Annotated in this window: 25 protein-coding genes, 1 tRNA gene and 1 pseudogene; 11 read left to right on the plus strand and 16 right to left on the minus strand. The window is 52.5% G+C overall.

Features of this window, described 5'->3' with window-relative positions; translation table 11 throughout:
* Both MVK60_RS06555 and MVK60_RS06560 read left to right on the plus strand, forming a co-directional pair.
* Positions 1–159 (plus strand): PUA domain-containing protein (locus tag MVK60_RS06555; protein WP_297437786.1); only part of this gene is annotated, 159 nt, incomplete at its 5' end.
* Between the two features lie 38 nt (positions 160–197).
* Positions 198–274 (plus strand) — tRNA-Val (locus MVK60_RS06560).
* Between the two features lie 717 nt (positions 275–991).
* Here the strand turns inward: MVK60_RS06560 and MVK60_RS06565 are convergent.
* Entirely contained in the window at positions 992–2,080 is a 1,089-nt protein-coding gene (locus MVK60_RS06565; RefSeq protein ID WP_297437697.1) for an ATP-binding protein, read from the minus strand.
* 45 nt (positions 2,081–2,125) lie between these two features.
* Positions 2,126–3,271 carry a DUF763 domain-containing protein gene (locus MVK60_RS06570; protein WP_297437699.1) on the minus strand — a complete coding sequence of 382 codons (1,146 nt, stop codon included), beginning with the start codon at positions 3,269–3,271 and terminating at the stop codon, positions 2,126–2,128.
* 95 nt (positions 3,272–3,366) lie between these two features.
* On the opposite strand from MVK60_RS06570, the gene serK reads away from it, so the two are divergent.
* The gene (gene serK / locus MVK60_RS06575) at positions 3,367–4,095 is read left to right on the plus strand and encodes an L-serine kinase SerK (RefSeq protein ID WP_297437701.1); all 729 of its coding nucleotides are present in this window, start codon (positions 3,367–3,369) and stop codon (positions 4,093–4,095) included.
* Positions 4,096–4,180: 85 nt separating this feature from the next.
* Entirely contained in the window at positions 4,181–4,846 is a 666-nt protein-coding gene (locus tag MVK60_RS06580) for an HAD family hydrolase (RefSeq protein WP_297437788.1), read from the plus strand.
* Here MVK60_RS06580 and MVK60_RS06585 read toward each other — a convergent pair.
* The 5 genes from MVK60_RS06585 to MVK60_RS06605 form a co-directional block, all read right to left on the minus strand.
* Complete coding sequence (locus MVK60_RS06585) at positions 4,834–5,607, minus strand: MBL fold metallo-hydrolase (RefSeq protein ID WP_297437703.1); 774 nt, start codon at positions 5,605–5,607, stop codon at positions 4,834–4,836. The two genes, MVK60_RS06580 and MVK60_RS06585, sit on opposite strands and share 13 nt — an antisense overlap.
* Positions 5,608–6,411, minus strand: a complete 804-nt coding sequence (locus MVK60_RS06590; protein ID WP_297437705.1) for a hypothetical protein — start codon at positions 6,409–6,411, stop codon at positions 5,608–5,610.
* Positions 6,408–6,716 carry a hypothetical protein gene (locus MVK60_RS06595; RefSeq protein WP_297437707.1) on the minus strand — a complete coding sequence of 103 codons (309 nt, stop codon included), beginning with the start codon at positions 6,714–6,716 and terminating at the stop codon, positions 6,408–6,410. The genes MVK60_RS06590 and MVK60_RS06595 overlap by 4 nt, the downstream gene beginning before the upstream one ends.
* Positions 6,717–7,021: 305 nt before the next feature.
* Complete coding sequence (locus tag MVK60_RS06600) at positions 7,022–8,041, minus strand: M42 family metallopeptidase (RefSeq protein ID WP_297437709.1); 1,020 nt, start codon at positions 8,039–8,041, stop codon at positions 7,022–7,024.
* Positions 8,042–8,087: 46 nt separating this feature from the next.
* On the minus strand, positions 8,088–8,966 hold the full coding sequence (locus MVK60_RS06605) for an AEC family transporter (protein WP_297437711.1): 879 nt from the start codon (positions 8,964–8,966) through the stop codon (positions 8,088–8,090).
* A 128-nt stretch (positions 8,967–9,094) separates the two neighbouring features.
* On the opposite strand from MVK60_RS06605, the gene MVK60_RS06610 reads away from it, so the two are divergent.
* The 5 genes from MVK60_RS06610 (at position 9,095) to MVK60_RS06630 (ending at position 13,999) form a co-directional block, all read left to right on the plus strand.
* On the plus strand, positions 9,095–9,508 hold the full coding sequence (locus MVK60_RS06610; RefSeq protein ID WP_297437713.1) for a helix-turn-helix transcriptional regulator: 414 nt from the start codon (positions 9,095–9,097) through the stop codon (positions 9,506–9,508).
* On the plus strand, positions 9,505–10,806 hold the full coding sequence (locus MVK60_RS06615; protein ID WP_297437715.1) for a hypothetical protein: 1,302 nt from the start codon (positions 9,505–9,507) through the stop codon (positions 10,804–10,806). The genes MVK60_RS06610 and MVK60_RS06615 overlap by 4 nt, the downstream gene beginning before the upstream one ends.
* 5 nt (positions 10,807–10,811) lie before the next feature.
* Positions 10,812–11,465 carry a DUF4097 family beta strand repeat-containing protein gene (locus MVK60_RS06620; RefSeq protein ID WP_297437717.1) on the plus strand — a complete coding sequence of 218 codons (654 nt, stop codon included), beginning with the start codon at positions 10,812–10,814 and terminating at the stop codon, positions 11,463–11,465.
* A gap of 63 nt (positions 11,466–11,528) precedes the next feature.
* On the plus strand, positions 11,529–12,776 hold the full coding sequence (locus MVK60_RS06625) for an MFS transporter (RefSeq protein ID WP_297437720.1): 1,248 nt from the start codon (positions 11,529–11,531) through the stop codon (positions 12,774–12,776).
* The gene (locus tag MVK60_RS06630; protein WP_297437722.1) at positions 12,773–13,999 is read left to right on the plus strand and encodes an MFS transporter; all 1,227 of its coding nucleotides are present in this window, start codon (positions 12,773–12,775) and stop codon (positions 13,997–13,999) included. Before MVK60_RS06625 ends, MVK60_RS06630 begins: the two co-directional genes overlap by 4 nt.
* Positions 14,000–14,003: 4 nt before the next feature.
* Here MVK60_RS06630 and MVK60_RS06635 read toward each other — a convergent pair whose 3' ends face one another.
* Positions 14,004–14,519: a cob(I)yrinic acid a,c-diamide adenosyltransferase gene (locus MVK60_RS06635; protein WP_297437790.1), complete on the minus strand. Its 516-nt coding sequence runs from the start codon at positions 14,517–14,519 to the stop codon at positions 14,004–14,006.
* Between the two features lie 140 nt (positions 14,520–14,659).
* On the opposite strand from MVK60_RS06635, the gene MVK60_RS06640 reads away from it, so the two are divergent.
* Positions 14,660–16,774 carry a DUF4350 domain-containing protein gene (locus tag MVK60_RS06640; RefSeq protein ID WP_297437724.1) on the plus strand — a complete coding sequence of 705 codons (2,115 nt, stop codon included), beginning with the start codon at positions 14,660–14,662 and terminating at the stop codon, positions 16,772–16,774.
* A 75-nt stretch (positions 16,775–16,849) separates the two neighbouring features.
* On the opposite strand, the gene MVK60_RS06645 is transcribed toward MVK60_RS06640, so the two are convergent.
* Entirely contained in the window at positions 16,850–17,677 is an 828-nt protein-coding gene (locus MVK60_RS06645; protein WP_297437726.1) for a translation initiation factor IF-2B subunit alpha, read from the minus strand.
* A 146-nt stretch (positions 17,678–17,823) separates the two neighbouring features.
* Between MVK60_RS06645 and MVK60_RS06650 the strand changes: the two genes are divergently transcribed.
* Positions 17,824–18,828: a phosphorylating glyceraldehyde-3-phosphate dehydrogenase gene (locus MVK60_RS06650; RefSeq protein ID WP_297437728.1), complete on the plus strand. Its 1,005-nt coding sequence runs from the start codon at positions 17,824–17,826 to the stop codon at positions 18,826–18,828.
* 14 nt (positions 18,829–18,842) lie between these two features.
* Here MVK60_RS06650 and MVK60_RS06655 read toward each other — a convergent pair whose 3' ends face one another.
* The 7 genes and pseudogenes from MVK60_RS06655 to MVK60_RS06685 all read right to left on the minus strand — a co-directional run.
* Positions 18,843–19,460: a hypothetical protein gene (locus tag MVK60_RS06655; RefSeq protein ID WP_297437730.1), complete on the minus strand. Its 618-nt coding sequence runs from the start codon at positions 19,458–19,460 to the stop codon at positions 18,843–18,845.
* 40 nt (positions 19,461–19,500) lie between these two features.
* Entirely contained in the window at positions 19,501–20,316 is an 816-nt protein-coding gene (locus MVK60_RS06660; RefSeq protein WP_297437732.1) for an ATP-binding cassette domain-containing protein, read from the minus strand.
* Positions 20,313–20,879: a hypothetical protein gene (locus MVK60_RS06665; protein ID WP_297437734.1), complete on the minus strand. Its 567-nt coding sequence runs from the start codon at positions 20,877–20,879 to the stop codon at positions 20,313–20,315. Before MVK60_RS06665 ends, MVK60_RS06660 begins: the two co-directional genes overlap by 4 nt.
* A gap of 26 nt (positions 20,880–20,905) precedes the next feature.
* Complete coding sequence (locus MVK60_RS06670; RefSeq protein ID WP_297437736.1) at positions 20,906–21,208, minus strand: hypothetical protein; 303 nt, start codon at positions 21,206–21,208, stop codon at positions 20,906–20,908.
* A gap of 56 nt (positions 21,209–21,264) precedes the next feature.
* The gene (locus tag MVK60_RS06675; RefSeq protein WP_297437738.1) at positions 21,265–21,843 is read right to left on the minus strand and encodes a hypothetical protein; all 579 of its coding nucleotides are present in this window, start codon (positions 21,841–21,843) and stop codon (positions 21,265–21,267) included.
* 93 nt (positions 21,844–21,936) lie between these two features.
* Complete coding sequence (locus tag MVK60_RS06680; protein ID WP_297437740.1) at positions 21,937–22,227, minus strand: DUF167 domain-containing protein; 291 nt, start codon at positions 22,225–22,227, stop codon at positions 21,937–21,939.
* A 16-nt stretch (positions 22,228–22,243) separates the two neighbouring features.
* Positions 22,244–22,729: pseudogene (locus MVK60_RS06685) on the minus strand (DUF402 domain-containing protein); the annotation flags it as partial.
* Between the last annotated feature and the right edge of the window lie 29 nt (positions 22,730–22,758).

Consider the following 22,758-nt stretch of genomic DNA (forward strand, 5'->3'; position numbering starts at 1 on the left):
GTTGATGCCGACCCCGAGATAAGGCCCTACGATGAGGTTCTGGTGGTGAACGAGCGCGATGAGCTTCTAGCGACCGGGCAGACACTCCTGAGCGGCGAGGAGCTGAAGGTCTTCCGGAGCGGTTTAGCCGTGAAGGTGAGGAGGGGCATTGAAAAGTAGAAAATTTTATAACTCCATTCCCTTCCCCTATTTCGGGCGGGCCCGTGGTCTAGATGGTCATGACGCCACCCTTACAAGGTGGAGGTCCGGGGTTCGAATCCCCGCGGGCCCACCATAAGAAACTTTGCCTGCGCAAAGTTTCATCAAAGTTTGCATGTCTTCTTTAATGACCGTTCTCAAGTGGGTTTTACTTTATAAGGGGCGTTTTTACGGTGTTTTAATCCAAGTATAACGCCTGAAGGGCGTTAAGAGAAGAGTGAAACCATATTGCCCGGGAATTTTTGAGTTAAACCCTTGAAAATTGCCGTTTTGAAAAGACATGCAAACTCATTTCGATCCATTTGGAGAAAGGTAACCCTCTTGGTCAAGCTTTCTCAAAGCTTGTTTGCAGAGCAAAGGTTTGATCAAAAGAGAGTGATCCTTTTGATTAGCCAAGTTTTAATGGATTCTCGGTTTCAGCAGGTGGCTTGCAAGTGGATTCACCATACGTTTTAGTGGATTCGCTTTAACTTGCGCTCTAAGGGAGCGCTGAAGGGTTGTGAACCCTTTGAGATTTGCCGTCCCAAGTGAATCCCAACAAAAACTGCACAGTTCAAAAGAGAATCCTCCTTAAATAGCGATTTCATAAGGAATCACAAACTTTGATAAACCTCCTCGGGCAACTTTGCTGGACAAAGTTTTCTGTACCCTCAAACCCCCGTAATGGAGCTTCGCCCTGTAGCCTCTCTTTTTCTCTAAAAACTACTGGGACCCTATGCCCCCCGGAAACTTCACTTTTGATATTGAGCTTCGCTCGATTCGATGCAATGAATCAGTTCTGCAATAACCCGCTTTATCTCCTCAGCGCAAACTCCAGCACGGGGTCGGCTATGTGGTAGGTGATGTTCCTGCCCTCGACCTTTTTCTCTATAAACGAGGCCTTTAGGAGGGCATCAAGGAGCCTCGCAAGGGTTGCATCCGTTATCTCGCGCTTTTCCGCTTTTTCAAGCTCCCCCTTTAGCTCGCTCCAGGTGTCCCTCCCGCGGGCTATTGCATGGAGAACGGTCAGATAACGCTTTCTTGCGAGGGGTCTCTTCTTAAGGAAGCGGTCAAGCTCCCCCAAAGCCATCTTTGACGCTTCTTCAAGAACCCTATCAACCGTTTTTTTGCTCAGTCCTTCTCTGAGAGAGATTACCCCAAACTTAACGAACCACCCAACTATGCCGTCAAGTCTGTTAACAGCCTCTTCCAAAATCTCAGCAGGTGCATCAATTCCTGCCTGTTCAAACCCCTTTCTAAGAAAATCCAGGCTTTGTTCACTTGAAAATCTGGAAAGCTCTATCTCGTGAAAAACTCTCCCGTAAAGGGGGGCACTGGGGTTCTTAATACCTACGAAGTCATAGAGCAGCCCGACCTCACTTCCGGTTAATATGAAGCTCGTCTCTCCGTAGTCGTAGAAATGGGCTATCAATGAAGCCAGCTCCTTTCCGGCCGGCCCTCTAATCTCCTGAACCTCATCGAACGCTATTAGGAATCCCTCGCTTTCAAGGGCGGAGATCAGGGAATACAACGTTTCGGGGTTTTTCCACGAGAGCGAGACTCCCACACCGGAAATCCTCACGCCGTCTATGAGCTTTATCCTGTCCTTCAATCTTTTGAGGAGGGGAGCGTTTTTAGATAGGTATTCGTTGAGTGCCGCCTGGAAGCGGAGGTAGAGGTCACGCCGTGAGTTGGGGTTCACTCCCCTGAGGTCAACTATAACGTGAGGGAGTTTCGCTTCGTTGAGGGCCACCCTTAGGAGGGAGGTCTTCCCAAGCCTGCGTATTCCTTTGAGCAGTATGAGGGGCTTTCGTGAGTTTATGGAGCTCAGTAGCTCTTCCAGCTCCCCCTCCCTGTCATAGAGGTCATCTCTCCTGACCTTGGGTCTTTCATCAAAGTACAAACTACCACCCCGATAGTATACTATCACCCCGATAGTTAAAAGGATTTAGGTGGGCCTCTTCTCTTCCTCCGGGAACTTCCAGTTTTTGGTTATCTTCGTTACGTTCCGGACGAGGGCCTTCTCCTCCGGGTGCCTTGAGACCAGCTCCTCCAAGAAGGAAATAAGCTCGTCGTAGGCAGGCTTGTCTATCGGGAACGGTACTCTATCTTTCCCCCCGACGGCGTAGGTGAACTTGAAGGGGTCGGGCGGATGCGTTACGGGGTCTTTCCAGCTCGGGTGGACGTCGTAGACCAGCTCAAGGACGAGCGAGAGAGCGCGTAAAGTGCTCGGGCCGAGGCCCTTCAGGAGGAGGAACTCCTCGTAGTTGCTCACACTAAGCTCGCGGGCAAACTCTAATGCCCTCTTGTTCAGCTCAAACCTTCCCAGACTTTCGTAGCGCTTCAGGATGGAAACCTCATCGACGTTGCGGGGCTTGTAGTAAACGAGCGGGCGGTAGCCCTTTGCAAGCGCTTTAAGACTCTCAAGCTCGCGCTCAATTTTGACCGGGCTCTCCTGAATCACATCGAGGAGCGTTTTCTGGTATTCTCTGGCTTCCTTTGAGACGGTGTTGAGGGCGAACTCCCTCTGCAGGCCCGCTATTGCCTTATGTGGGTCGAGCGTAAAGGTTTCGGCATCGAACCAGTGGAAGCGCCTGGCGAGCTTTTCTTTCTCGTTCATGCCCTGCTGTATGACCGCCCAGTTGCCTTCCTCATCGAGGAAGAAGACGTGGTGGTAGAGCCCGTAGCCGGTCTGGAGCGCAACCGTGTCAACCTTGGCTACGAGACGTGATGTTCTGACGTAAGGCTCCAGATCAAGGTCGTAAAGCTCTGCTATCCTCCTAAGCTCCTCCGGTGTAGCACGGCTCTTCTTCCCCTTGCCCCCGGCGGCTTTAACCCCCAGCTCATCCCTCCAGAGGGCGTCCTTTATCATGCCCGCCGTTACGGTTGTCGAGCCGGAGGAGTCCCAGTCCATCCCGATGACGTTGTTAAACGCCTGGAACCAGACCGGGTCGGAGAGCCTCTCAAGGAGGCCCTTCGTCCCATACTCATCAACCGCGAGAATGAGGACTAACCGCGTGAGCTTTCTCATCCTCTGCGCCAGCCACGCCGGGACGTGGCCGCCGTGGAGGGGCAAATCTGCAACGTTCCTCATCATTATTTCTTCGTATCAAAACGATTTAACCTTTGCCACAACCTTTTTATCCCCCGGCACGTTTACCCCATCGTAAACCCACGGGAGGTATGCTCATGGGAGTTGAAAAGGTTCCGAAGTACGACATTCCAACTAAGAAGGTTGACTACGTTTTTATCGAACTCGACAAGATGAAGCCCCACGAACAGCTCGTTCAGAAGGAGCTTGAGGCCTTCATCGAGAGCGTTACCGGTAGTGGAATCTTCTGGAAGCCCATGCTCCTCGCCAAGGTCCCCGGTGAGGATATGTACCTCATCGTTGACGGTCACCACCGCTGGGCCGGTTTGCAAAAACTCGGTGCCAAGAAGGCTCCGTCGGTTATCCTCGACTACTTCAGCGACGACGTTAAGGTCTACACCTGGTACCCAGCCTTCAAGGGAAGCCTTGATGAGGTCATTGAGAGGCTCAAGGCCGAGGGGCTCCAGGTGGTCGAGGATCCCAATGCTGAGGAGAAGGCCGAGAGGGGCGAGATCGCCTTCGCGATAGTGGGTGAGAAGAGCTTTGCCATACCCGGCGGCCTTGATGAGCAGAAGAAGGTCAGCAAGGTCCTCGACGAGATGAGCGTTGAGGGTAAAATCGAGCTCATCTACTACGGCCTCAAAGAGGACGCCCGCGGGGACATGGACAGGGGCGAGATTGACTACGTCTTCATCAGGAAAGCCCCGAGCAAGGAGGAAGTCATGGAGCTCGTCAAGCGCGGTGAGGTCTTCTCGCCGAAGACAACAAGACACGTCCTGCCCTTCAACCCGGACAAGATTGACGTCAAGCTCGAGGAGCTGTTCTGAAAGTTTTTAACCCCCTTTTTACTTTCTCTGCAGATGATGAGAGGTCAACCGGCTGAGGGTGATGGTAGTTCCAGGAGGCCGGGGCATGCTCAAAGGGCTGATATTCGACGTTGACGAAACCCTTGTTTACTACGAGGGCTACGATCACAGAAAATGGTACGAGAGGTGGGTTACGCCCGCGCTTCGGGAGCACGGGGTTGAACTGGACTACGAGACCTACAGAAAGACAGTAACCGGCGAACTTCCCAGGAGCTACGTGAAGCGGTTCGGGATAGACCACGTGGAGTTCTGGAAAATCGTCGATGAAGTTAACATGAGGTACCGCAGATGGCTCGCCGAACGGGGAAAGATACGGCCCTTCCCGGACGTTGGTGTCCTTGACGAGCTGAAAAAGATGGGCATGAAGCTCGCCGCGGTGAGCAATGCCTCCCAGGAGTGCACAGAGTTTGTTTTGAACTTATTCGATTTGAGAAAATACTTCGATGCCGTCTATGGAAAGGACTACTCCTACCTGGATGGGGTAAAACCAAACCCCCATCTTGTCAACAAGGCGTTGAAAACCCTCGAACTGGAACCGAAGGAAGCGCTGATGGTTGGTGACAGTCTTCACGATGTTCTGGCGGGAAAGCGCGCCGGCATGAAGGTGGTTAACGTAACGCGCTTTGGTGAAATTGAGGGTGCCGACTACTACGTGAACGACCTGTGGGAGCTTGTTGAACTGGTAAAAAAGATGGGGATTCATTCCCCGTAGAATTCCTTCTCAAAGACGTCTATTCCAACTTTCAGGCTTTCAAGCCAGTCGAGGAACTTGTCAACGTTCTCGTCCCTGAATATCGCCCCGTGCTGTGGGGCTATGACCTTGGGCTTCAGTTTCTTCACCGAGTGAACCCACGCCTTCAGGGCCTTCGTTGAGCTCATGTAGCGTCTATGAAATCCATCCATATATCCAGCGTGCTCATCAAAATCTTCAACGAAGAGGTACCACTCCCCCTCCGGGAACGCGGCCGCCCCGATGTCTGTGCTGAACAGTATCCCACTCTTCTCGTCGTAGAACGAGAAGTTGCCGGGACTGTGAAGGTAGTGGGAAGAGATGGCCTTTATTCTGGAGCTTCCGAGCTGGAAGTCCATTCCATTGTCAGGAATTCCGGTGGTTCTTCCGGCGCTCAGTACGGCCATGTGGGGTATAAAGCGAACCCACAATTCGGAGATCACAACTTTTGCAAGGGGTGCGTACTCGAACCAGAGGTTCAGCCCCGCAACCACGTCCGGATCTTGATGTGAGTACATCAGGTACTTGAGCTGTGTCGGCGGAATGAGTGAGGACACGTTCTTTAGAACCCTGGAGAAGACGAAGAACCCACCGGGCTCGATTAAGGCACCCTCGTTTCCGTCGATCACGAGGTACTGGTTGGTGAGGATTCCCTTCTCATCCTCGGCCTCTTCGATCCCGAGCCAGTAAACCTTGTGCTCCCCGTCGTCGTAGAGGGGGTAGCTGTTCATGTTCTTTATCATTTAAACACCTCCAACTGGAACCCAGACGTTTGTCATGTACGTGCCCCTAACCTCTGAGGCAAGCTCAACGGCCTTTTTGGCATCTTCGTCAGATTCAACCTTCATGGCGCTGGTGCCCTTCGGGTTTCTGTACTCTATGGCAAGTATCCTGCTTCCCTCGAGGAGAACCTTAAACGAATTAGCGCCGTCGTTCGTTATGCCCGAGATGTAGAGAACCCGGTCCTTTATCGTCGAGCGGAGCTCGGATATGAGGGAAAGAAGGCCCTCCTCTCCAACTATGTGGAGCCCACTGTGAACCATCTGAGACTTCGAGAGAAACTCCGCAACGCTCATTGGGTTCGAAAAATCAACCCCTGCGGCTATGCCACCACCGGGAGTGGTCGCGGGCTCTGGAGCTTTAATCGGCCTGCTCTCAGCGAGTTCCTTAATGGCCTTTCCAACCTTCTCCACGAAATCCTGAAGGATCTTTCCAAGCCAAAATTCGCCTTTACCCTTGTAGGACAGCTCCAGCACCACATCAACGTACTTCTGCCACTCTTTCAGTGTGACCACAAGCGTGAGATGGCCCTTATTACCCCTTCCATCGTAGATGTGACTGTTGTAATCTGAATGATACTCAATACTGTAGGTGTCTCTGAACCTGAACACGAAGCGGGGCATCATTATCTCTGCCTTCAGTCCATCCCTCCTGCTGACCCTCACAACGTATGGCCAGTTGGTGACAAATCCAGGAACGTCCCCAAGAACGGCCTCGATTGACTCCCTCGGGGCTTCTATCTTAACGGATGTGCCCTTTCTTTTCATCCTTTCTCACCCAGAATTTTGTTGAGCCTGACATATATTCCCTCTATTCCTTCCTCCGGCTTTGCAGGGATTATGAAATACACGTAATCTCCGTCTTTGAAGGAGAGTTCCGTCTTCGTCTCATGGAGGATAACATTCATCTCAAGCCCCGATACTCTGCCCTTCTCAACCCGGGCCCTGCCGACTACATGTGGAATCCCAAGTTGAATTCCCTCAGTGATAGCTTTCCACAGTCTGTAAAGCTCCTCAAAGGGATCGATCTCCCAGGGAGTAGAACCCACACTTCTGCCAGTTTCCGCTGTCATAAAAACCACCGGTTAGACCTTCCGTATATTTTTATGGTAACCCTAAATTTGTTTGGGTACTATTTTAAACTTCCTATTTGAATTCCACACCTGAATAAGTTCCTTTTGACAATATATCTGGTTTAAAGAGTAACATGGTTTGAAGTTCAAAATGGGCATATCCACGTACCCAGAGGATGTTAAGTGTCTTGAGTGCTTTCATTGATTTCGATGTATCCGAGTGCGGGAGATGCGGGGCCCCCTTGAGGTGTCGCCTCGACAAAATTGGAGGAATCCTCTGAGATCCACTTGAAGGAAAAAAGAAGTCAACTACCGGACCTGTCTTCAATGTAGGCCCTAATGAGGTTCCTCGTCGCTAGCATGCCCTTAACGTGTGTCCTCTCCATGCCGTGGCTAGCGTGGACGCCCTGGCCTATCAAAGCCACGCGAACGTCCCAGCCTGCTCTCAAAGCGGCGGAGCCGTCGGAGCCGTAGTAGGGGAAGACATCTACGACGTGGGGAATATTGTGCTTCTCAGCGAGCTCGATGAGTCTGGTCGTCATCTCGTAGTCGTACGGCCCGCTTGAATCCTTGGCCGCTATCGACACTGCCGTTTCCTTGCCCGCAACGCCCTCTCCAACGACGCCCATGTCGACGACGAGGAGCTCCCTCATGCTCGAAGGATAACCCGCTGAACCGCCGTGGCCGACCTCCTCGTAGGGCGAGAAGAAGAACGCCACCGGGAGCTTTTTAAGGGTTTCAGCACCAAGGTCGAGCATCAGGTCTATCATCACCGCGGCACTTGCCTTGTCGTCGAGGAAGTGGGCCTTAACGAAGCCGTTCACGTACTCGAACTTGGGGTCGAAGGCTATGAAATCCCCGGGCCTTATGCCGAGCTTCTCCGTCTCCTCTTTCTTCTCCACAAGCTCATCAAGGCGGATGTACATGTTCTCCTCCTTGCGCTCCTTCTTGCTGGCGTCTTTGTTCACGTGGACGCTGGGGTTCTTGAGGAGGAGCGTTCCCCTGAACTTCTTCCCGGAGCGGGTTATTATCGTGCAGTACTCGCCCTCGAAGGCCGGAAGGTGAAGGCCGCCTATTCTGGTGAAGCTCAGATGCCCGTTTGGAAGGATGCCCCTGACCATTGCACCGAGGGTGTCAACGTGGCCCGCTATGATGAGTTCAGGCTCCGGATGGTTGTAGGCGAGTAAGGCTCCCTTGTTGGTGTAGTGAGTATTTATACCCGCTTCGTTGAGTTTCTTTTCGATGTGTGCCAGGACCTCACCCGTGTATCCCGTGGGGGATGGAATCTCAAGGATTTCCCTCAGAATCTCAACAACGCGTTCCATGATATCACCATTAAGAAATTGCTCGAAGGGTTAAAAAGGTCACCGCTTAGAGGCCGACCGCCTTCAGCGCCGTGAAGAAAGCCAAGGTGATGAGGGTTAGAACGACGGTGACACCTATCCCCTCCTCCGCCTTGAGTCTGTAGTGGGCCAGGAGGACGTTGGCCATTATCGCGGGGGGCATGGTTGCCTCGACGAGGACGGCGTAGTAGATGTTCCCAGCCCCGTGGAGTGTGAGCAGGACGAAGAGGAATGGGACAACACCCCGGAAGACACCGACTTCAGCCAGATGCTTGGGTCTGAACTCGTGGAGGTTTATTATGGACCCGAAGTAAACCAGGAGGAGGGGAATGCTCCACCATCCAATCCATCTGACCGGTCCCGTGAACCAGTTTGGAATCCTTATCCCAGCGAGTACAAGGGCAAGCGCCAACAGGTTCGCGGCCGTCGGTGGAAACTTCAGGGCCTTGAGCAGGCTTGTTCTGATGGAGGCCTTGCCGCTGGAGTAGTGGGCCGCGATGAACGTCGCCAGTGGCAGGACGATGAGGCTGTTGGTGGTGGAGTAGAGGATCGCCGGGGTTATGTCACCCATGAAGAGGCTCGCTATCGGGAAGCCCATGGCGGCTGTGTTTGGGTAGGTCGAGAGGATCATAAGCGCCCCGGCCCAGCGCTCGTCTCTGACGAAGAGGATGGTATACAGGTAGGAGAGGCCGAGGCTGAGAACGATTATCAGGACCACGTAGATGAAGACCGTCTTTATACTCATCAAATACTCCAGGTTCTTGCTCGCGACGTTTCCAAAGACGAAGAGGGTGAGCAGAACCTGGGTTGAGAGCACGTTTATTCCCCGGAATAACCGTTCGCTTCTGATTATACGCTTCAGGACGTAACCGAGTCCGATGAGTGCGAGCATCTCATAGATGTCCATGATTAGAGCTTTGACTTAGCGTTTAAAAGTCTGTCGAAGTTGACCCGGTGACCGATAAATTTTTATATACCTAGCACGCTAGTTAAGTACAAGAAAATGTACTACAAAAATTTGTACCTGGTGGTAGCATGGAAAATGACCTGAGGGTTCAACTGGAGGAGTTGAAGAAGAGGCTGGAACTCGTTGAAGAGAGTATAGACCCTGTTGATGAGGTGATGCTCTCCATAAAGGCCCGTCTCAGGAGAAAGCTCGAAGGCGGAAGCCTGCCCGAGATAGACGAGGAGAAGGCCGCGAAGACACTCAAGGCCCTCGCCAACCCGGACAGGATAAGAATCCTGAAGATGCTGTCTGAGGGGCCCGCAGGCTTCAAGGAGATAAAAGAAGCCCTTGGGGTCGAGAGTCCCACGGTCTCGCATCACCTCAAGCTCCTTACGAAGACGGGAATGGTGAGGAGGGGAACCGTTTATGAGATAACGCCCAACGGACGTTTATTTTTGCGCTTGCTTGAGATCATAACCGCACTTGGGGAGGTGGAAGAATGAGTTTTGGTTGGGGGTATCGGGCCGTCCCGCACCAAGGCCCAAGGTTTAAGCTAGCGGAGTACCTCAAAGCCCTCACAGCAATACTGCTCATTGCATGGCTCTTCAAGGGGCCGCTGGGACTTGAGGGCTACAACGATCAGATGGTATATATCATAATAGCCCTAATCTTTGCCTTCGAGTTGCTGAGCGTCGGTAGATGGTTCGGTGTGACTATGAGCGGGGTGGTGTTCGCACTGGCCAAGGGGGCCTTTTGGACGTCGGTCTTCCTGTTCTTTGGAAAGTGGCTCAGCATGAGCAGTAAGCTTCACTCCTACGATGGGACGGCCTTCGCCTACGCCGTCATTCTGACCATAGCCGGGCTGCTGCTCGCGAAGTTCGACGAATGGAGGCTTGATCTAAAGGTTGAAAGGAAAGCCTACGAGTTCAGTGAGGCTGATTTCGGCGATGTCAGGCTATCAGGAAGCGGAAAGGTGTATCCTGTGAGGTTCGGCAGGAAGAAGATTGGCTGGGTTATCGACGGAGATGTGAGGGTGGATGCAGAGACCCCACTTGGAAGGGTGAGCAAAAAGCTCCTCCCGCCCGTTATCGTTTGGACGGAGGGAAACCTCGGGGGTAAGAAGATATCTCCCGATCCCTCTTTCGTGGATAGGGTAAACGGACTTGTGAACCCGGAGAGGCTCTATCAAAAGGGCAAGAGGGACAGCGTGGTCGACCTCGGCTTCATCAAGGTCTATGAGGGTGAAGGCTTCGAGTACGTGAAGCTGCCCTTCATCGAGGTCATAGAGACGCCGGGCGGAGAGGAAGTCAAGATAGGTCCAATCCACATCAGAGAGGGCAATCCAGAGATGCCCCCGGCTGAGATGCTGACTATCAAAGAACTAAGCAACGGCTTCCAGCTCACCAAGGTCGGCGAGAGGCTGAAGGTCCAGACCGACGAGTACTCCATTGAGGTTGACGGTGAGAGGGTGACCTACCGGAGCGGAAACGAAACGCTGAGCCTTGGTGAGACCGTCTCGCTCCGTTCGGGCGATGTCTCGGTCAGCGTTGGCAGAGGAAGGGCCAAAATACGTATCGAGGACATCGTGATCTCCGCGAGAGATGGGACGGTGCGCATAAGGACGGGGGGCAGAACGTACACCATAGAGAACGGCGACGCTTACAGGCTGGTGGTCAGGAAGGCGAAGGAGGTAGTGGAGGAGCAGAGCGCCGAGCTGATAGACGGCCTTGGGGTAGACAGGACGCGGCTCAGCAGGCGCGTTAAAGAGCTCCTCGACGAGCTGATGGAGTTCCTGGGGTGAGTCCGATGAGGTTTGAAAACGTCCGGGAAGTGGAGGTAAAGGCCACCAACGGTCGGGTCGAGATTGGGGGCTGGGAAAACGACTACGTCGAGGTGGGCTACACCGTCCACGGCGAGGTAACCGTTGAAGTCGAGCAGAAGGGAAGCAGGCTCATCATCAGGGAGGAACCGAAGAGGAGGTTCCTGAACCTGCTCAGGGGAAACGGCTGGGCCGAGATAGTGGTGAGGATTCCGCGGGGCGTTCTGATAAGCGCGAAGGACGTGAACGGCGAGCTTAAGGCCAGGGGCGTGCGCTTTGAGGACGTCACGACGGTAAACGGCGAAATAAGCATAGAAGACTGCGAGGCCGAAAAGCTTAACACCGTGAACGGCGAGGTAAAGGCCCATCTAGCGGTTGCCGGCCCCCTGAAGGCCTCAACGGTTAACGGGGAAATCGAGCTTACCATCGAGGAGCTCGAGGGGGACGTTGAAGTGAGCACCGTCAACGGAGACATAACGCTTCGCCTGACCGAGTTCTGCGATGCCAGAATTGTCAGCAAGAGGGTTAATGGAGACGTCAAACTGGTCGGCATAGATTCCAACGACCCCGTTATAGGAACGGGCGAGTTTGAGGTCAGGGTCAGCACCGTGAACGGCGACGTGAGGGTCGAGCTGATTTGATTCTTTAATTCTTCAATTACTTAATTGGGTAATTAAGTGGGAGAAACATGGGGGTTAGAGGGGATGTTCGAGGATTTGAGGACGTTGGGGAGGAACTTCTGGCTCTACACCACCGGCAGGTGGATATCGCAGGCGGGGTGGGTCGTTCAGGATGTTGCCGTTCCACTCTACGTACTGGACAAGACGGGGAGCGGGGCGATGATGAGCGCTTTTGTCCTGGCCGAGTTGATACCCAGGCTAGTCCTAAATCCGATAGCCGGTGTCATAGGCGACCGATACGACCGGAAGAAGCTCATGTACGGCCTTGACATTGTTAGGGGGATCCTTCTCTTTGGTCTCCTGGCGTTCAATCTTCTAGGAATTGGGGAGCTCCTGCTCACCCAGGTTGCCATGAGCGTCCTTGGAACCTTCTTCTCAGCGGGGATAGTTGGGATGTTTCCTGATCTGGTTAGAAAGGAGCAACTCGCACAGGCAAATTCCATTTTGAGGTCCGGCGGACAGGTTCTCAGGATAGTCGGTCCAGTTCTGGGTGGCTTGATCTACGCGTTCGGAGGGGTTAAGCTCGCTATTCTGGTAAATGCGGTTAGCTTCTTTGGCTCCGGCCTCTTCGAGATCCTGATAGAGTACGAGTGGAAGACGCGGGAGCTTTCAAGCGTTCGCGAGATCTGGGACGACATGATGGAGGGCTTCCTCTTTATACAGTCCTCCAAAAGTTTGCTCATCCTTGTCAGCCTCGCAATAGTCCTGAACACCCTCCTCAACCCCGTCTTTGCAGTGGTTCTGCCTTACCTCACGAGGGTCACCCTTGGACTTTCATCGGTGCAGTTCGGGAGTGTAGAGACCTCTGCGACCCTTGGGGCTTTGGTCGGAAACATTCTCATAGCCGGAAAACTGAAAGAGCACTCAGAGGACCTTCTGTTCAGGGCTGCCTTCCTTCAGTTTGTCTCACTGTCCCTTCTCGTAGTGGCAGCTTACCCTGCGTTCCGGGAAATTGCCTATCCCCTCCTCCTTGCCACCTTTGTCCTATTCGGCGTCTTCAACACACTGGTGAACGTCCCCCTCTTCATCAAGCTCCAGAAGGCGGTTCCCGGGGAAGTCCGCTCCCGCTTCTTCACGGCATTTGAGACCGTCGTAATGGCAACTACTCCTATTGGAATGGCACTCATCGGTCCGCTTCTGAATGTGTTTCCCGCCTACGCACTTATAACTGCTCTCTTGGCCGTTAGTTTCTCTGTGAGCGTTTTCTATTACCTGCGGTTCGGCGAAACCATTATGAAGGTCGGAGAGGAGATACCGGAGGTGGTGGTTTGAGCCTCAACAGAAACTTCTGGCTCTTCGCGGTTGGCAGGTTCGTTTCCCAGCTTGGCTGGGCCGTGCAGGACGTTGCCCTGCCGCTCTACGTTCTCGACAAAACACACAGCGGAGGCATGATGACCCTCTTCATTCTCGCTGAGATGGTGCCCGTCCTTGTGATCATGCCGATAGCGGGGGTCGTTGGGGATAGGTACAATAGAAAACACCTAATGGTGGGGTTTGATCTGATTAGGGGTGTTCTTCTTTTCACAGTCATTGCCTTTGGCTTCCTCGGGATACATCAGCTTCTTGTCGTTCAGCTCGCTATGGGTACCATGAGCGCGTTTTTCGGGGCGGCGACCAACGCTATGTTCCCTGACTTGGTGGAACCCAACGAGCTCGAGAGGGCAAACTCAATAGCAGGTTCCTCGAACATACTGGCGAGACTCATCGGCCCCGCCCTCGGCGGGTTCATCTACGCAATGGGCGGGATTAGGCTTGCTATTCTGATAAACGCGGTTAGCTTCTTTGGCTCCGGCCTCTTCGAGATCCTGATAGAGTACGAGTGGAAGACGCGGGAGCTGGAGAGCTTTTCCCAGGTGGTTGAGGATCTGAAGGAGGGTTTCGCATTCTTCCGCTCCAGCAGGTACCTGACGACGCTCATGTTTTTTGCCCTGTTCATGGTGGCCCTGGGTCAGCCCCTCGGGGCCGTTGTAATGCCCTATGCGTTCAGGGAGGTGCTGAAATTCTCAAGCTACCAATTCGGTCTCCTGGAGAGCACCTTTATGGCGGGGGCACTGATTGGAAACGGGATAATCGCGGCAAAAGTTGGAAGGAAGGCCGGGAGGTACCTCTTCTATGCCCTGCTCTTCGATGGGGTGATGATTCTGATCTTCGCCTGGGTGGTGAGTCCCTACTCAGGGCTGTCGCGGGACGTAGCGTTCTTCCTCCTGGCGGGTGTTAACGTGCTCTGGGGTGCCATCGAGGCCTTTATCAACGTTCCCCTCAACTCAAAGATACAGAGGGCCATCCCAAGTGAGCTGAGGGGTAGGGTTATGTCCGCTATGATAGTTCTCATGAACCTTTCGGGTCCGCTTGGCCTGGTTCTGATAGGACCCCTATTGGACAGGTTCCCAACTTGGATGGTTACCCTGGCCCTGTGGACTGGGATGGGGGTTGTGGTAGCATATTACTGGATTCGTTACTCAGCGGTGCTCGTTGGGGATGGAGAAGCTCAGTAGGTGCTTACTTAACTTCCTTTAGCTTTCCTTCCCTCTTCTCTATCGCCCTCGCCATTATGAAGAGCAGGTCGCTCAGTCTGTTCAGGTAGACGAGGGCGTTCTGGCCAAAGCCGTAGTCAAGGACGAGCTTCGCAACCTTCCTCTCAGCCCTTCTGGTTACCGCTCTGCATACGTCGAGCTTTGCACTGCCAAGGGTTGAACCCGGCAGGACAAAGACCCGTAGCTGAACCTCTTCCTCGTATCTGTGGATGAGTCCTTCGAGCCATCCAATCTCTCCATCATCAACCTTCGTGTACCTTCCCCTGCTCGCTATCTCTGCCATGAGGTCGTAGAGCTGGGCCTGGATTCTCTCGAGACTCTCAGCCATTTCCCCTGGAACGTAGTGCTTGGCCTCTCCCAGAAAGCTGTCGAGCTCGTCGATCGTTCCGTTGGCCTCCATGATCGGCGAGAACTTCGCTACGCGATCGCCGGTGAAGAGGCCGGTCAACCCCCTGTCCCCGGTTTTTGTGGTAATGGACATTTTGACCACCAATCCCATCATGGACCTCAGGCTTTTAGGGTTTGCGGGCATTAGGGAACACCTTCGATGATAAAGACCTGTAGTAAATGAAGGAAAAACTTATTTATACATCAACGCCGTTTTTCTTTGGGTGGTTCATTATGAAGAGATGGGCACTAGTTGTGGCAGTCATTTTAGTCCTGAGTATGGTACCCGTGTGGGCGCTTAAACCGGTTGGTGCCCAGATGGAGTACACAACTAAGACCGTAATCATGAACGCCACGGCGGATACGTGGATAGCGGAGAGCGGTTATGTGGACCATAAGACATGGAGACTGGCCGTCGGAACGTATTACGGGAAGGAGGAGAGAACGTACGTTAAATTCGACCTGCGCAAGTACATCCCGCCCTCGGCGGTGGTCATAAAGGCTACCCTCATACTCCACGCCTACAACCACTACGGAACCCTCCCTCACAACGTAAGCGTTTACGGTGTCTACGATGACAACTGGAGCGAGAAATCACTTAGATGGTACAACCAGCCAGCCAACGTGACCGGTCCCCTCTCATGGACTGTTATAAGCCTTCCCAAGGGCAACGTAAACCACGACTACAGCTGGAACGTTACGGAGTTTGTCGCTGGCCAAGTGCCGGGTGACGGTGTAGTCAGCTTCTACCTCCACTCAAACCTCAGCCACGTTCACACCAAGGACTACATATACTTCGCATCCAGAGAGAACAAGTACAACCCAGATCCAAGGCTCGTGGTGGAGTATTACGTGCCTATAAGCATAACTGGACTCAAGACTTCTAGACCCGCAATAGAGGGTCATCCTGTGACCATAACCGTAACCGTTAAGAACAGTGGAAAAGGTACTCAAAACGCCCCATTACGCATTTACGTGGATGATCAGCTCGTCTTCAACAACTCCGTAACACTCTATCCTGGAAAGAGTGAGACTTTTAACTACAAGTGGCTTCCCGCCTCAACCGGGGTCCACAGGATCCAGGTTAGGATAGGGTCCTACGATCTCAGGTACGGGGACGTGTGGGTTGCTCCCGACCCGAACGTGGTAGCCTACGGCCTCACCCCCTACTACGAGAGGTTCTACAATGAAGAAATGGCCAACCTCACCCCGCTCTACGAGAACTTCACTGCAACCGTCAACGCCCTCAAACAGTACGGGGTTGATTTCGGGGACCTTGCCCCCAGCATCCAGAGGATAGAGAACCTGATGAAAGAGATGGAGAGGCAGTACGGAATATACAACGCCCTCAAGAGGAGCCTTCTTGTCCAGAATCCCAATCAGATAAGCTACTACTACGCCGTCATGATACACATAAGAAAAGCCGCGTTCATGAGCAGGGAGGTCCTCAAGGAGATCGAGTACGTCATGCCCTACCTCACCTCCACCCTTGAGGAGATAGAAGCCACAACGCAGCCGCCTGCTTCCCAGAACCAGACCAACACCACCGGAAATCAGACGAACAGCGGCGGGGCCCGAAACGGAACCAGCGTTGCGCCTTCCAACCAGAGCAACGTGATGCCCTCCACCAACATCACGATTCATATAACCCGTGTCCTCGTGGACGCAGGCCACGGTCAGTACTACGTCAACGACGTCGGTGTTGCCAACCTCACCGCAAGGATAAAGAATGAGCTCGGGTGGGAAGTCAACGTTACCCAACTGCCCCTTACCCCCGACGTCCTCAAGGACTACGACGTTGTTATACTGCTCAACCCCAAGGAGGACCTCACCAGTGGGGAGATAAACGCCCTGAGGGAGTTTGTTGAAAACGGTGGCGGTCTCTTCATAGCCGGTGACTGGTACAAGTACGTTAACCTTGAGAGTCTCAACGCGCTGGTCAATGGGTACGGTATCAAGTTCAACGACGATGAGCTCGAGGATGACGATCAGAACAGCGGCCGGTCGTACTATCCGTTCGTTGGGGTATACAACACGGACCACCCGGCGATGAAGTTCATGTCGGACGGATGGAAGATGTACTATAGTGGGGACACCCTTGATGTGAGCGGAAACGCGGTCTGGCTGGTCAGGGCATACGACACTGCGTACTCCATAGATGCAAGCAAGAACGTCGTTAACGCCAAGGGAAGCGAGCCCGTTATCGCTGCCGCGGTGGAAGTCGGAAGAGGCAGGGTGATAGCTTACGGTTCCAGTAGGGCGCTCAGCGACAGCTACCACGGTAAATACCTAGCCAGCAACTGGCCTTTCATAAAAGGCGCTTTAATGTGGCTTATCCATGAGAACTGAGGTTTCTTTCTTCCTTTTATGTTTTCCCTGACTTTTCTGCATCATCTGCCCCGAAGAACCGTCAATTATCCGGGGTTAGATCTCTTTTGGAGGTATGAGAACTCCAAACTCCGTTATTATCCCCCTGACGTACCTCCAAGGGGTCACGTCGAACAGGCGGTTTCTGACCCTGAACCCCTGTCTGGTGTACGATCTCTCAACTATCTCAACCTCATCACCCTTCAGCTTCGGGTGGAGTTTGAAGCTCTCCGCCGCCACGTAGAACGGAACACCACTGTCGTGACAGGCGAGGGCGAGGGGATACGTCCCGGCCTTGTTCACGACCGCACCATCCTGGGTAATATTGTCAGCTCCCACCAAGGCCAGGGTCGCGTTTTTGGCGGAGATGCCAAGCTGAGCGTCGGTGATGACCTCAAAAGGTATCTTCAGACGCTCCAACTCACCAGCTAGTGCAATTCCCTCATAGTCCGGGGCGCTCTCTGTTAGGATTACCCTGAAGGCTTTATCTTTCTTCTTCGCCACCTTGAGTATCTCCAGAACCGCGGATGAGAAGGAATGCGTTATTACCACCTCATTCTCGTCAATAAGCTCGCTTCCGATGTTTCCTATTTCTGTCCTGGCTTCATTCCCTATGCGGATGAACTCCTCGGCTTTCAACCTGACCAGCTCGGGGTCCCCTGTTATCGGGATGAACCTGACCAGGTTGTAGAGAGACGCCATGGTCCTGTTGATGGCCGGAAGTTTCTCCCTCAACTCTTCCAGTGCCCTCTTCAGTTCGTCCCCTTCGAGGAGCTCCGAAAGGAGAACGTACGTCTCGGCACCTTTTCTAGCCAGCCAGCTGGCACCCCGTATTCGCTCCGCCTCCATTTCGCTGAGTATCAACTGCACCTCATGGGGAATCATCCACCGCACCCCTGTCGGTTATCCCGGCCTCATTCTTTTGGATTAATCCCTTATCACCTTTTCGGGCGTCTTCATTGCCGTGGATTTCACCAGGAGTGAAAACAACGTTTAAGTATTTTATTGCGATAAAATTCTCCGGTGGTAGCATGAAGGTGAAGGTTGGAATTAACGGTTACGGGACGATAGGAAAGCGAGTCGCTTACGCCGTCATGAGGCAGGATGATATGAAGCTCATGGGCGTTACCAAGACGAGGCCGGACTTTGAGGCTTACCGCGCGAAGGAGCTCGGAATCCCGGTCTACGCCGCTAGCGAGGAGTTCCTGTTGAGGTTTGAAAAGGCCGATTTTGATGTTGTCGGAACGCTCGGCGATTTGCTCGAAAAGGTTGATGTCATCGTTGACGCCACCCCCGGCGGTATGGGGGCTAGAAACAAGGCCCTCTACGAGAAGACCGGCGTCAAGGCGATTTTCCAGGGCGGCGAGAAGGCTACCACCGCGGAGGTTTCCTTCGTGGCCCAGGCCAACTACGAGAAGGCCCTCGGAAAAGACTACGTCCGCGTCGTCTCCTGCAACACCACGGGCCTTACCAGAACGCTCTCGGCCATTCAGGAGTACGTCGACCACGTCTACGCGGTCATGATTCGCCGTGCAGCAGACCCAAACGACACCAGGCGCGGGCCTGTGAACGCGATAACCCCTGGCGTTACCGTTCCCTCGCACCACGGCCCCGACGTGCAGACGGTGATTCCGATTAACATCGAAACGAGTGCCTTCATCGTTCCAACCACGCTAATGCACGTCCACAGCATCATGGTCGACCTGAAGAAGCCGGTGGAGGCAAAGGACATCATCGATATCTTCGAGGACACCACACGCGTTCTCCTCTTTGAGAAGGAGAAGGGATTTGAGAGCACGGCACAGCTTATAGAGTTCGCCCGCGACCTGCACCGCGAGTGGAACAACCTATACGAGATTGCCGTCTGGAGGGAGAGTGTAAACGTGAGGGGAAACAGGCTCTTCTACATCCAGGCGGTCCACCAGGAGAGCGACGTCGTTCCGGAGAACATAGACGCGATAAGGGCGATGTTCGAGATGGCAGAGAAGTGGGATAGCATAAGGAGGACGAACGAGAGCCTGGGGATTGTGGGGTAGCCTCGGTCGTTTTCTTATTGAGAGTTAAAGTCCTTCATCTTGAAGCCTAGATATGACAGTAGTATCATCACCGTGGACAGGGATATGGTTACGGTATAGCCATCCAGAACCGGTATCGGGAGCTTTCCGGTTTCAACTGTAGCCCCGATCGGTGAGAGGAAGTAGGCCAACAGGCTCACGGCAGTACCGGGGGGGTACGGTTTGGTTAGAATTACAAAAAGGGCCATGGGGACCGCTGAGGTTAATATGTAGAAAGATATGATGGCGCCGAGGGAATCCATCCAGACCATCAGAACCATCATTATAGCAAGGTACGTGGGCAGTTTGAGGAGAACAGAAACCATCAACAAAGGGTGCCCCTGAACGTAGACTGTAATGGCCACACTTAGAATGCCAACAAGGAGACCTGCAATTGCGGAAACCAAACGCCCAACGAACACTCCACCGGGCCCGTTGAAAAGGGTAAGCTCGAAAAGGGTGACCCTTTGTCCTTTAAAAACATGAGAAGCCACCAGGATACCATAAACAGGCAGGAACACCATCTCAGCAATTACTTCGGACTCATAGAACCCCATTCTCTTAGCGTCCTGTAGAGAATACCACGTGGCCAGAACCATCAGTCCAAGCAGCATTTCAGTCACAGGATGGGGAAACATGTTTTTAATGTGCCACTTAACTGCTTTTCGCGTAAGCATAGCGCAACCCTGCCCGTTTGAATCCAGCTATGATCCCTTTGAACAGCATATCCACCAGCTCATCTCCGTCAGCCTTTACGATCAACGTTGCCCCAAAGCGGTAGAGGGTTTTAAACGGCAGTTGCCCCCCTGTTTCAACTAGAGTTACTTCATAAACGTCGTTCGAGAAAAGTTCCCTTCTTGTTCCCGACCAAACCAGCCTTCCCTCTCTTAGGATTAAAAAGTAGTCGGCCACGGCTTCACCTTCCTCAAAGTCGTGGGTGGCTATTATGACTCCCTTCTTCTTAGATATCAGCTCATCCACGATACCGGCCCGGTACGAGTCAAGATGAGCCGTAGGTTCATCAAGTACAACGACTTCAGAGTCGCATGAGAGTGCCACCAGCAGATTGCAGAGCTGTGCCTGTCCACTGGAGAGAGAGTCTATCCGCCCATCAAGGAACTGGATTATCCCAAGGGCTTCAATGAACTCATCTACTCGTGGACATCGTGGATTTGTCTGGAGCACCTCCACGAGATCACGCACTTTAACGGGAATTCTGAACTGGGGTTTTTCAAATGAGTACCTTATAGCAACCCACTTATCTTTTCGTTCGTATGGTTCCCGCCCATTTATCATAGCTCGTCCAATGGTTGGATGTCTTATTCCAGAAAGAATAGAAAGGAGAGTGGTCTTTCCGCTTCCGTTATGTCCAATAAGGGCCAGTCTGTCAGTCTTAGCTTTGAAGGTGAGATCCCTTATCCCCCATGTCCCACCATAGCTCACGCCAAGATTCTCAGCCTCGACGATCATTGGCTGGACCTCCCGGCGAATATAAGGAGGATTATCCCCATCAAAACAAGGACATAATCCACCGGGGCGCTGTACTGAGTGAAGCTATATTTTAGAGCCCCGGTCCAATCCTGATGGACTGGCTGGACGCTGGTTTTGAAGAGGCCAATGTCGGTAATGATTGCATAATTGCGTTCAGCAAAGTTCCAATCCAACCGGGGTAAGAGTCTGGGCAGGTCGAGTTGTTTTGGATTCACCCCTATCGGTACATGTGTGGGCAGACCGTCTATCACGCTGGTATTTGGCGCCGGGAATCTGGGACCAATAACCCTTAGAACTCTGGCGAAGTACCTATCCCCTCCACGGTAATAACTTACCCCTACGTACTTGGATAACGGTTCCGGTAAAGAGGGGCTGTAGATAAATGGGAATCCCACGGAACTGGGACTGAAGTCGGAGGGAAATGGGATTTCCCTAACCGAGAGCTTTGAGGTCTTCGTTCTATTTAGGGCCGAGACCGTCACAACACTTGAGGGGAACAGGGTTCTTATGAGAGGATCGTTCTCGTTGAGGACCAGCTTCACTTTCGAGAGCAATTTTAACCGTCCTTTTATAGTCCCAGGCTTCGAGAGGCTGGAAACGTAGTACATTGAGAGGTTTTTTGTGTTATGTTATACGTGTCAAAGCTCACATTGAATTTGCCGTTTCCGATGTAAGTTATGTTGTACATAATCAGCATTTTTTGGTACGGGATTATCCCAGCATAAACAAAGTTGTTTCCTGGCTTTAAAACTGCATGAGGATCGTGGGAGTAATTTGATGCATAATAATTCACGATGGGATACATGGCGACCATAATTCCTAGGGATATAACGATGAAACCAGATAATGTGTAGGTCTTCTTCCTACCCATCTAGTAGCCCCCCCTTATATTTGTATTTAAAAAATTAAAGATTATAACGTGGTGCTTTATTCAATATCTATTGGTATCTCAACAGAAGCACCCACGTTCTCAGTCATATACTTACTAAGTGAGTTTCCTCCATGGCTATCCACATATGCCTCTATAATGATCTCGAAGTGTTCATCCGATGCCGTGGATATAACTTGAGTAGACATCCGCCCTATGGGAGCAGGTTTGTTAGCTGTTGGGGCATCTCCGGCTGGTTGCAGATACACCTGAAGTTCACTTGAGCCATCATACGAGGATTCAGTTAAACCATAGTGCTCAAAGTTGTTTAAGTGCCAAGAGCCTTGCCCGTATATTGAGTGGGGGGTAGTGTACGAATCAGTACTGTACCAGTAAGCATTTGAACCTGTTCCACTTGAAGATCCAAAATGAACTCGAGTCATTGGTCCCTGCTGGAGCTGATCTCCCTGGAATTCATACTGTGCAGCTATGTAAACTCTTGCAGTTGAGAAACTACCATGCAGAATAGTGTCAAGGGTAACAACCCCACTCTGCGTTGCCAACGCGGGTGTTGTGGTTGCCGCTATCACCAACACAACTATCCCAAATATGGTGTAGGCCAACTCTCTTTTGTTCATCTTCCCCCCCATTTAGTGGTGGGTAATTACATCTCAGAAGTCATCATTTATATAGTTATTGGTTCAAGTGTTTAATTGTAACTGGCCAGAGTATTATACCCCCATCCTTCTCCTCACTTCATCAATCTTAAGATCCTTAACCACCAGATCCTTCTCCCTGCTCGTCTCACCCCTGGCGAGCTTAACCTCCGCACCGAGAACCTTTGAGAGGAACTTTACGAGTTCTTTGTTTGCCTTTCCATCTACGGGCGGGGCCTTGATTTTGACCTTCAAACGCCCGCGCCACTCATCAACGCCTTCAATCTCGTTCCTCTTCGCCTTTGGCTGGACGTAAACGAGTAGAATCGTCCCGTCCTTGGTCTCCTTCAGGAACTTCGCGCTCATTATCAATCCCTCCAATGTACTCCCACACGATATCGGGCGGGAACTCATTCCGTTTAATCTTTTCGAGGATTTCCCTCGCAACGCGGTAGGCGAATTCAAACGTTTCTTTGTCAATAACGCCGTAGTTGAGCGCCATCTCAAGCTCCTCTTCATCGAGGAGGAAGGCCTCGCCGCCCGGGAAGACGAAGATGTCGAGGAAGAGGTCCAGCATCTCAAGGGTATTTCCTTCGCGCCTCGTATAAGCTAGAACGTCGATATAGAGGCCTTTGAAGTTGCCCTTCTCGTCATAGAGCTTCAGGACGTCGTAGTTCTCTCCGACAAAGGCGAAATAGAGCATATTATAACCGTTATTGATTACCTCGACGCCGTTCACCCTCAGCGGGGCGAGCATGCCCTCAAAGCGGGATTTGGCAACTATGACATCTCCCAAATCAGCGACTACCTCATCATCACGCTCAAGAATCCTGTTCGGAAGGCGGCGGTAGATGAGGTGGATTTTCATTAGAAACACCAAAAAGAGTTAGGGGGAGA

The organism is Thermococcus sp. (assembly GCF_026988555.1).
In the GTDB taxonomy this organism is placed as follows: Archaea; Methanobacteriota_B; Thermococci; order Thermococcales; family Thermococcaceae; genus Thermococcus.

Coding starts and splice junctions, on each gene's coding strand:
- MVK60_RS06570 (WP_297437699.1), bottom strand. CDS start 3,271: ATGAGGAACGTTGCAGATTTGCCCCTCCACGGCGGCCACGTCCCGGCG.
- serK (WP_297437701.1), top strand. CDS start 3,367: ATGGGAGTTGAAAAGGTTCCGAAGTACGACATTCCAACTAAGAAGGTT.
- MVK60_RS06580 (WP_297437788.1), top strand. CDS start 4,181: ATGCTCAAAGGGCTGATATTCGACGTTGACGAAACCCTTGTTTACTAC.
- MVK60_RS06585 (WP_297437703.1), bottom strand. CDS start 5,607: ATGATAAAGAACATGAACAGCTACCCCCTCTACGACGACGGGGAGCAC.
- MVK60_RS06590 (WP_297437705.1), bottom strand. CDS start 6,411: ATGAAAAGAAAGGGCACATCCGTTAAGATAGAAGCCCCGAGGGAGTCA.
- MVK60_RS06595 (WP_297437707.1), bottom strand. CDS start 6,716: ATGACAGCGGAAACTGGCAGAAGTGTGGGTTCTACTCCCTGGGAGATC.
- MVK60_RS06600 (WP_297437709.1), bottom strand. CDS start 8,041: ATGGAACGCGTTGTTGAGATTCTGAGGGAAATCCTTGAGATTCCATCC.
- MVK60_RS06605 (WP_297437711.1), bottom strand. CDS start 8,966: ATGGACATCTATGAGATGCTCGCACTCATCGGACTCGGTTACGTCCTG.
- MVK60_RS06610 (WP_297437713.1), top strand. CDS start 9,095: ATGGAAAATGACCTGAGGGTTCAACTGGAGGAGTTGAAGAAGAGGCTG.
- MVK60_RS06615 (WP_297437715.1), top strand. CDS start 9,505: ATGAGTTTTGGTTGGGGGTATCGGGCCGTCCCGCACCAAGGCCCAAGG.
- MVK60_RS06620 (WP_297437717.1), top strand. CDS start 10,812: ATGAGGTTTGAAAACGTCCGGGAAGTGGAGGTAAAGGCCACCAACGGT.
- MVK60_RS06625 (WP_297437720.1), top strand. CDS start 11,529: ATGTTCGAGGATTTGAGGACGTTGGGGAGGAACTTCTGGCTCTACACC.
- MVK60_RS06635 (WP_297437790.1), bottom strand. CDS start 14,519: ATGTCCATTACCACAAAAACCGGGGACAGGGGGTTGACCGGCCTCTTC.
- MVK60_RS06640 (WP_297437724.1), top strand. CDS start 14,660: ATGAAGAGATGGGCACTAGTTGTGGCAGTCATTTTAGTCCTGAGTATG.
- MVK60_RS06645 (WP_297437726.1), bottom strand. CDS start 17,677: ATGATTCCCCATGAGGTGCAGTTGATACTCAGCGAAATGGAGGCGGAG.
- MVK60_RS06650 (WP_297437728.1), top strand. CDS start 17,824: ATGAAGGTGAAGGTTGGAATTAACGGTTACGGGACGATAGGAAAGCGA.
- MVK60_RS06655 (WP_297437730.1), bottom strand. CDS start 19,460: ATGCTGCTTGGACTGATGGTTCTGGCCACGTGGTATTCTCTACAGGAC.
- MVK60_RS06660 (WP_297437732.1), bottom strand. CDS start 20,316: ATGATCGTCGAGGCTGAGAATCTTGGCGTGAGCTATGGTGGGACATGG.
- MVK60_RS06670 (WP_297437736.1), bottom strand. CDS start 21,208: ATGGGTAGGAAGAAGACCTACACATTATCTGGTTTCATCGTTATATCC.
- MVK60_RS06675 (WP_297437738.1), bottom strand. CDS start 21,843: ATGAACAAAAGAGAGTTGGCCTACACCATATTTGGGATAGTTGTGTTG.
- MVK60_RS06680 (WP_297437740.1), bottom strand. CDS start 22,227: ATGAGCGCGAAGTTCCTGAAGGAGACCAAGGACGGGACGATTCTACTC.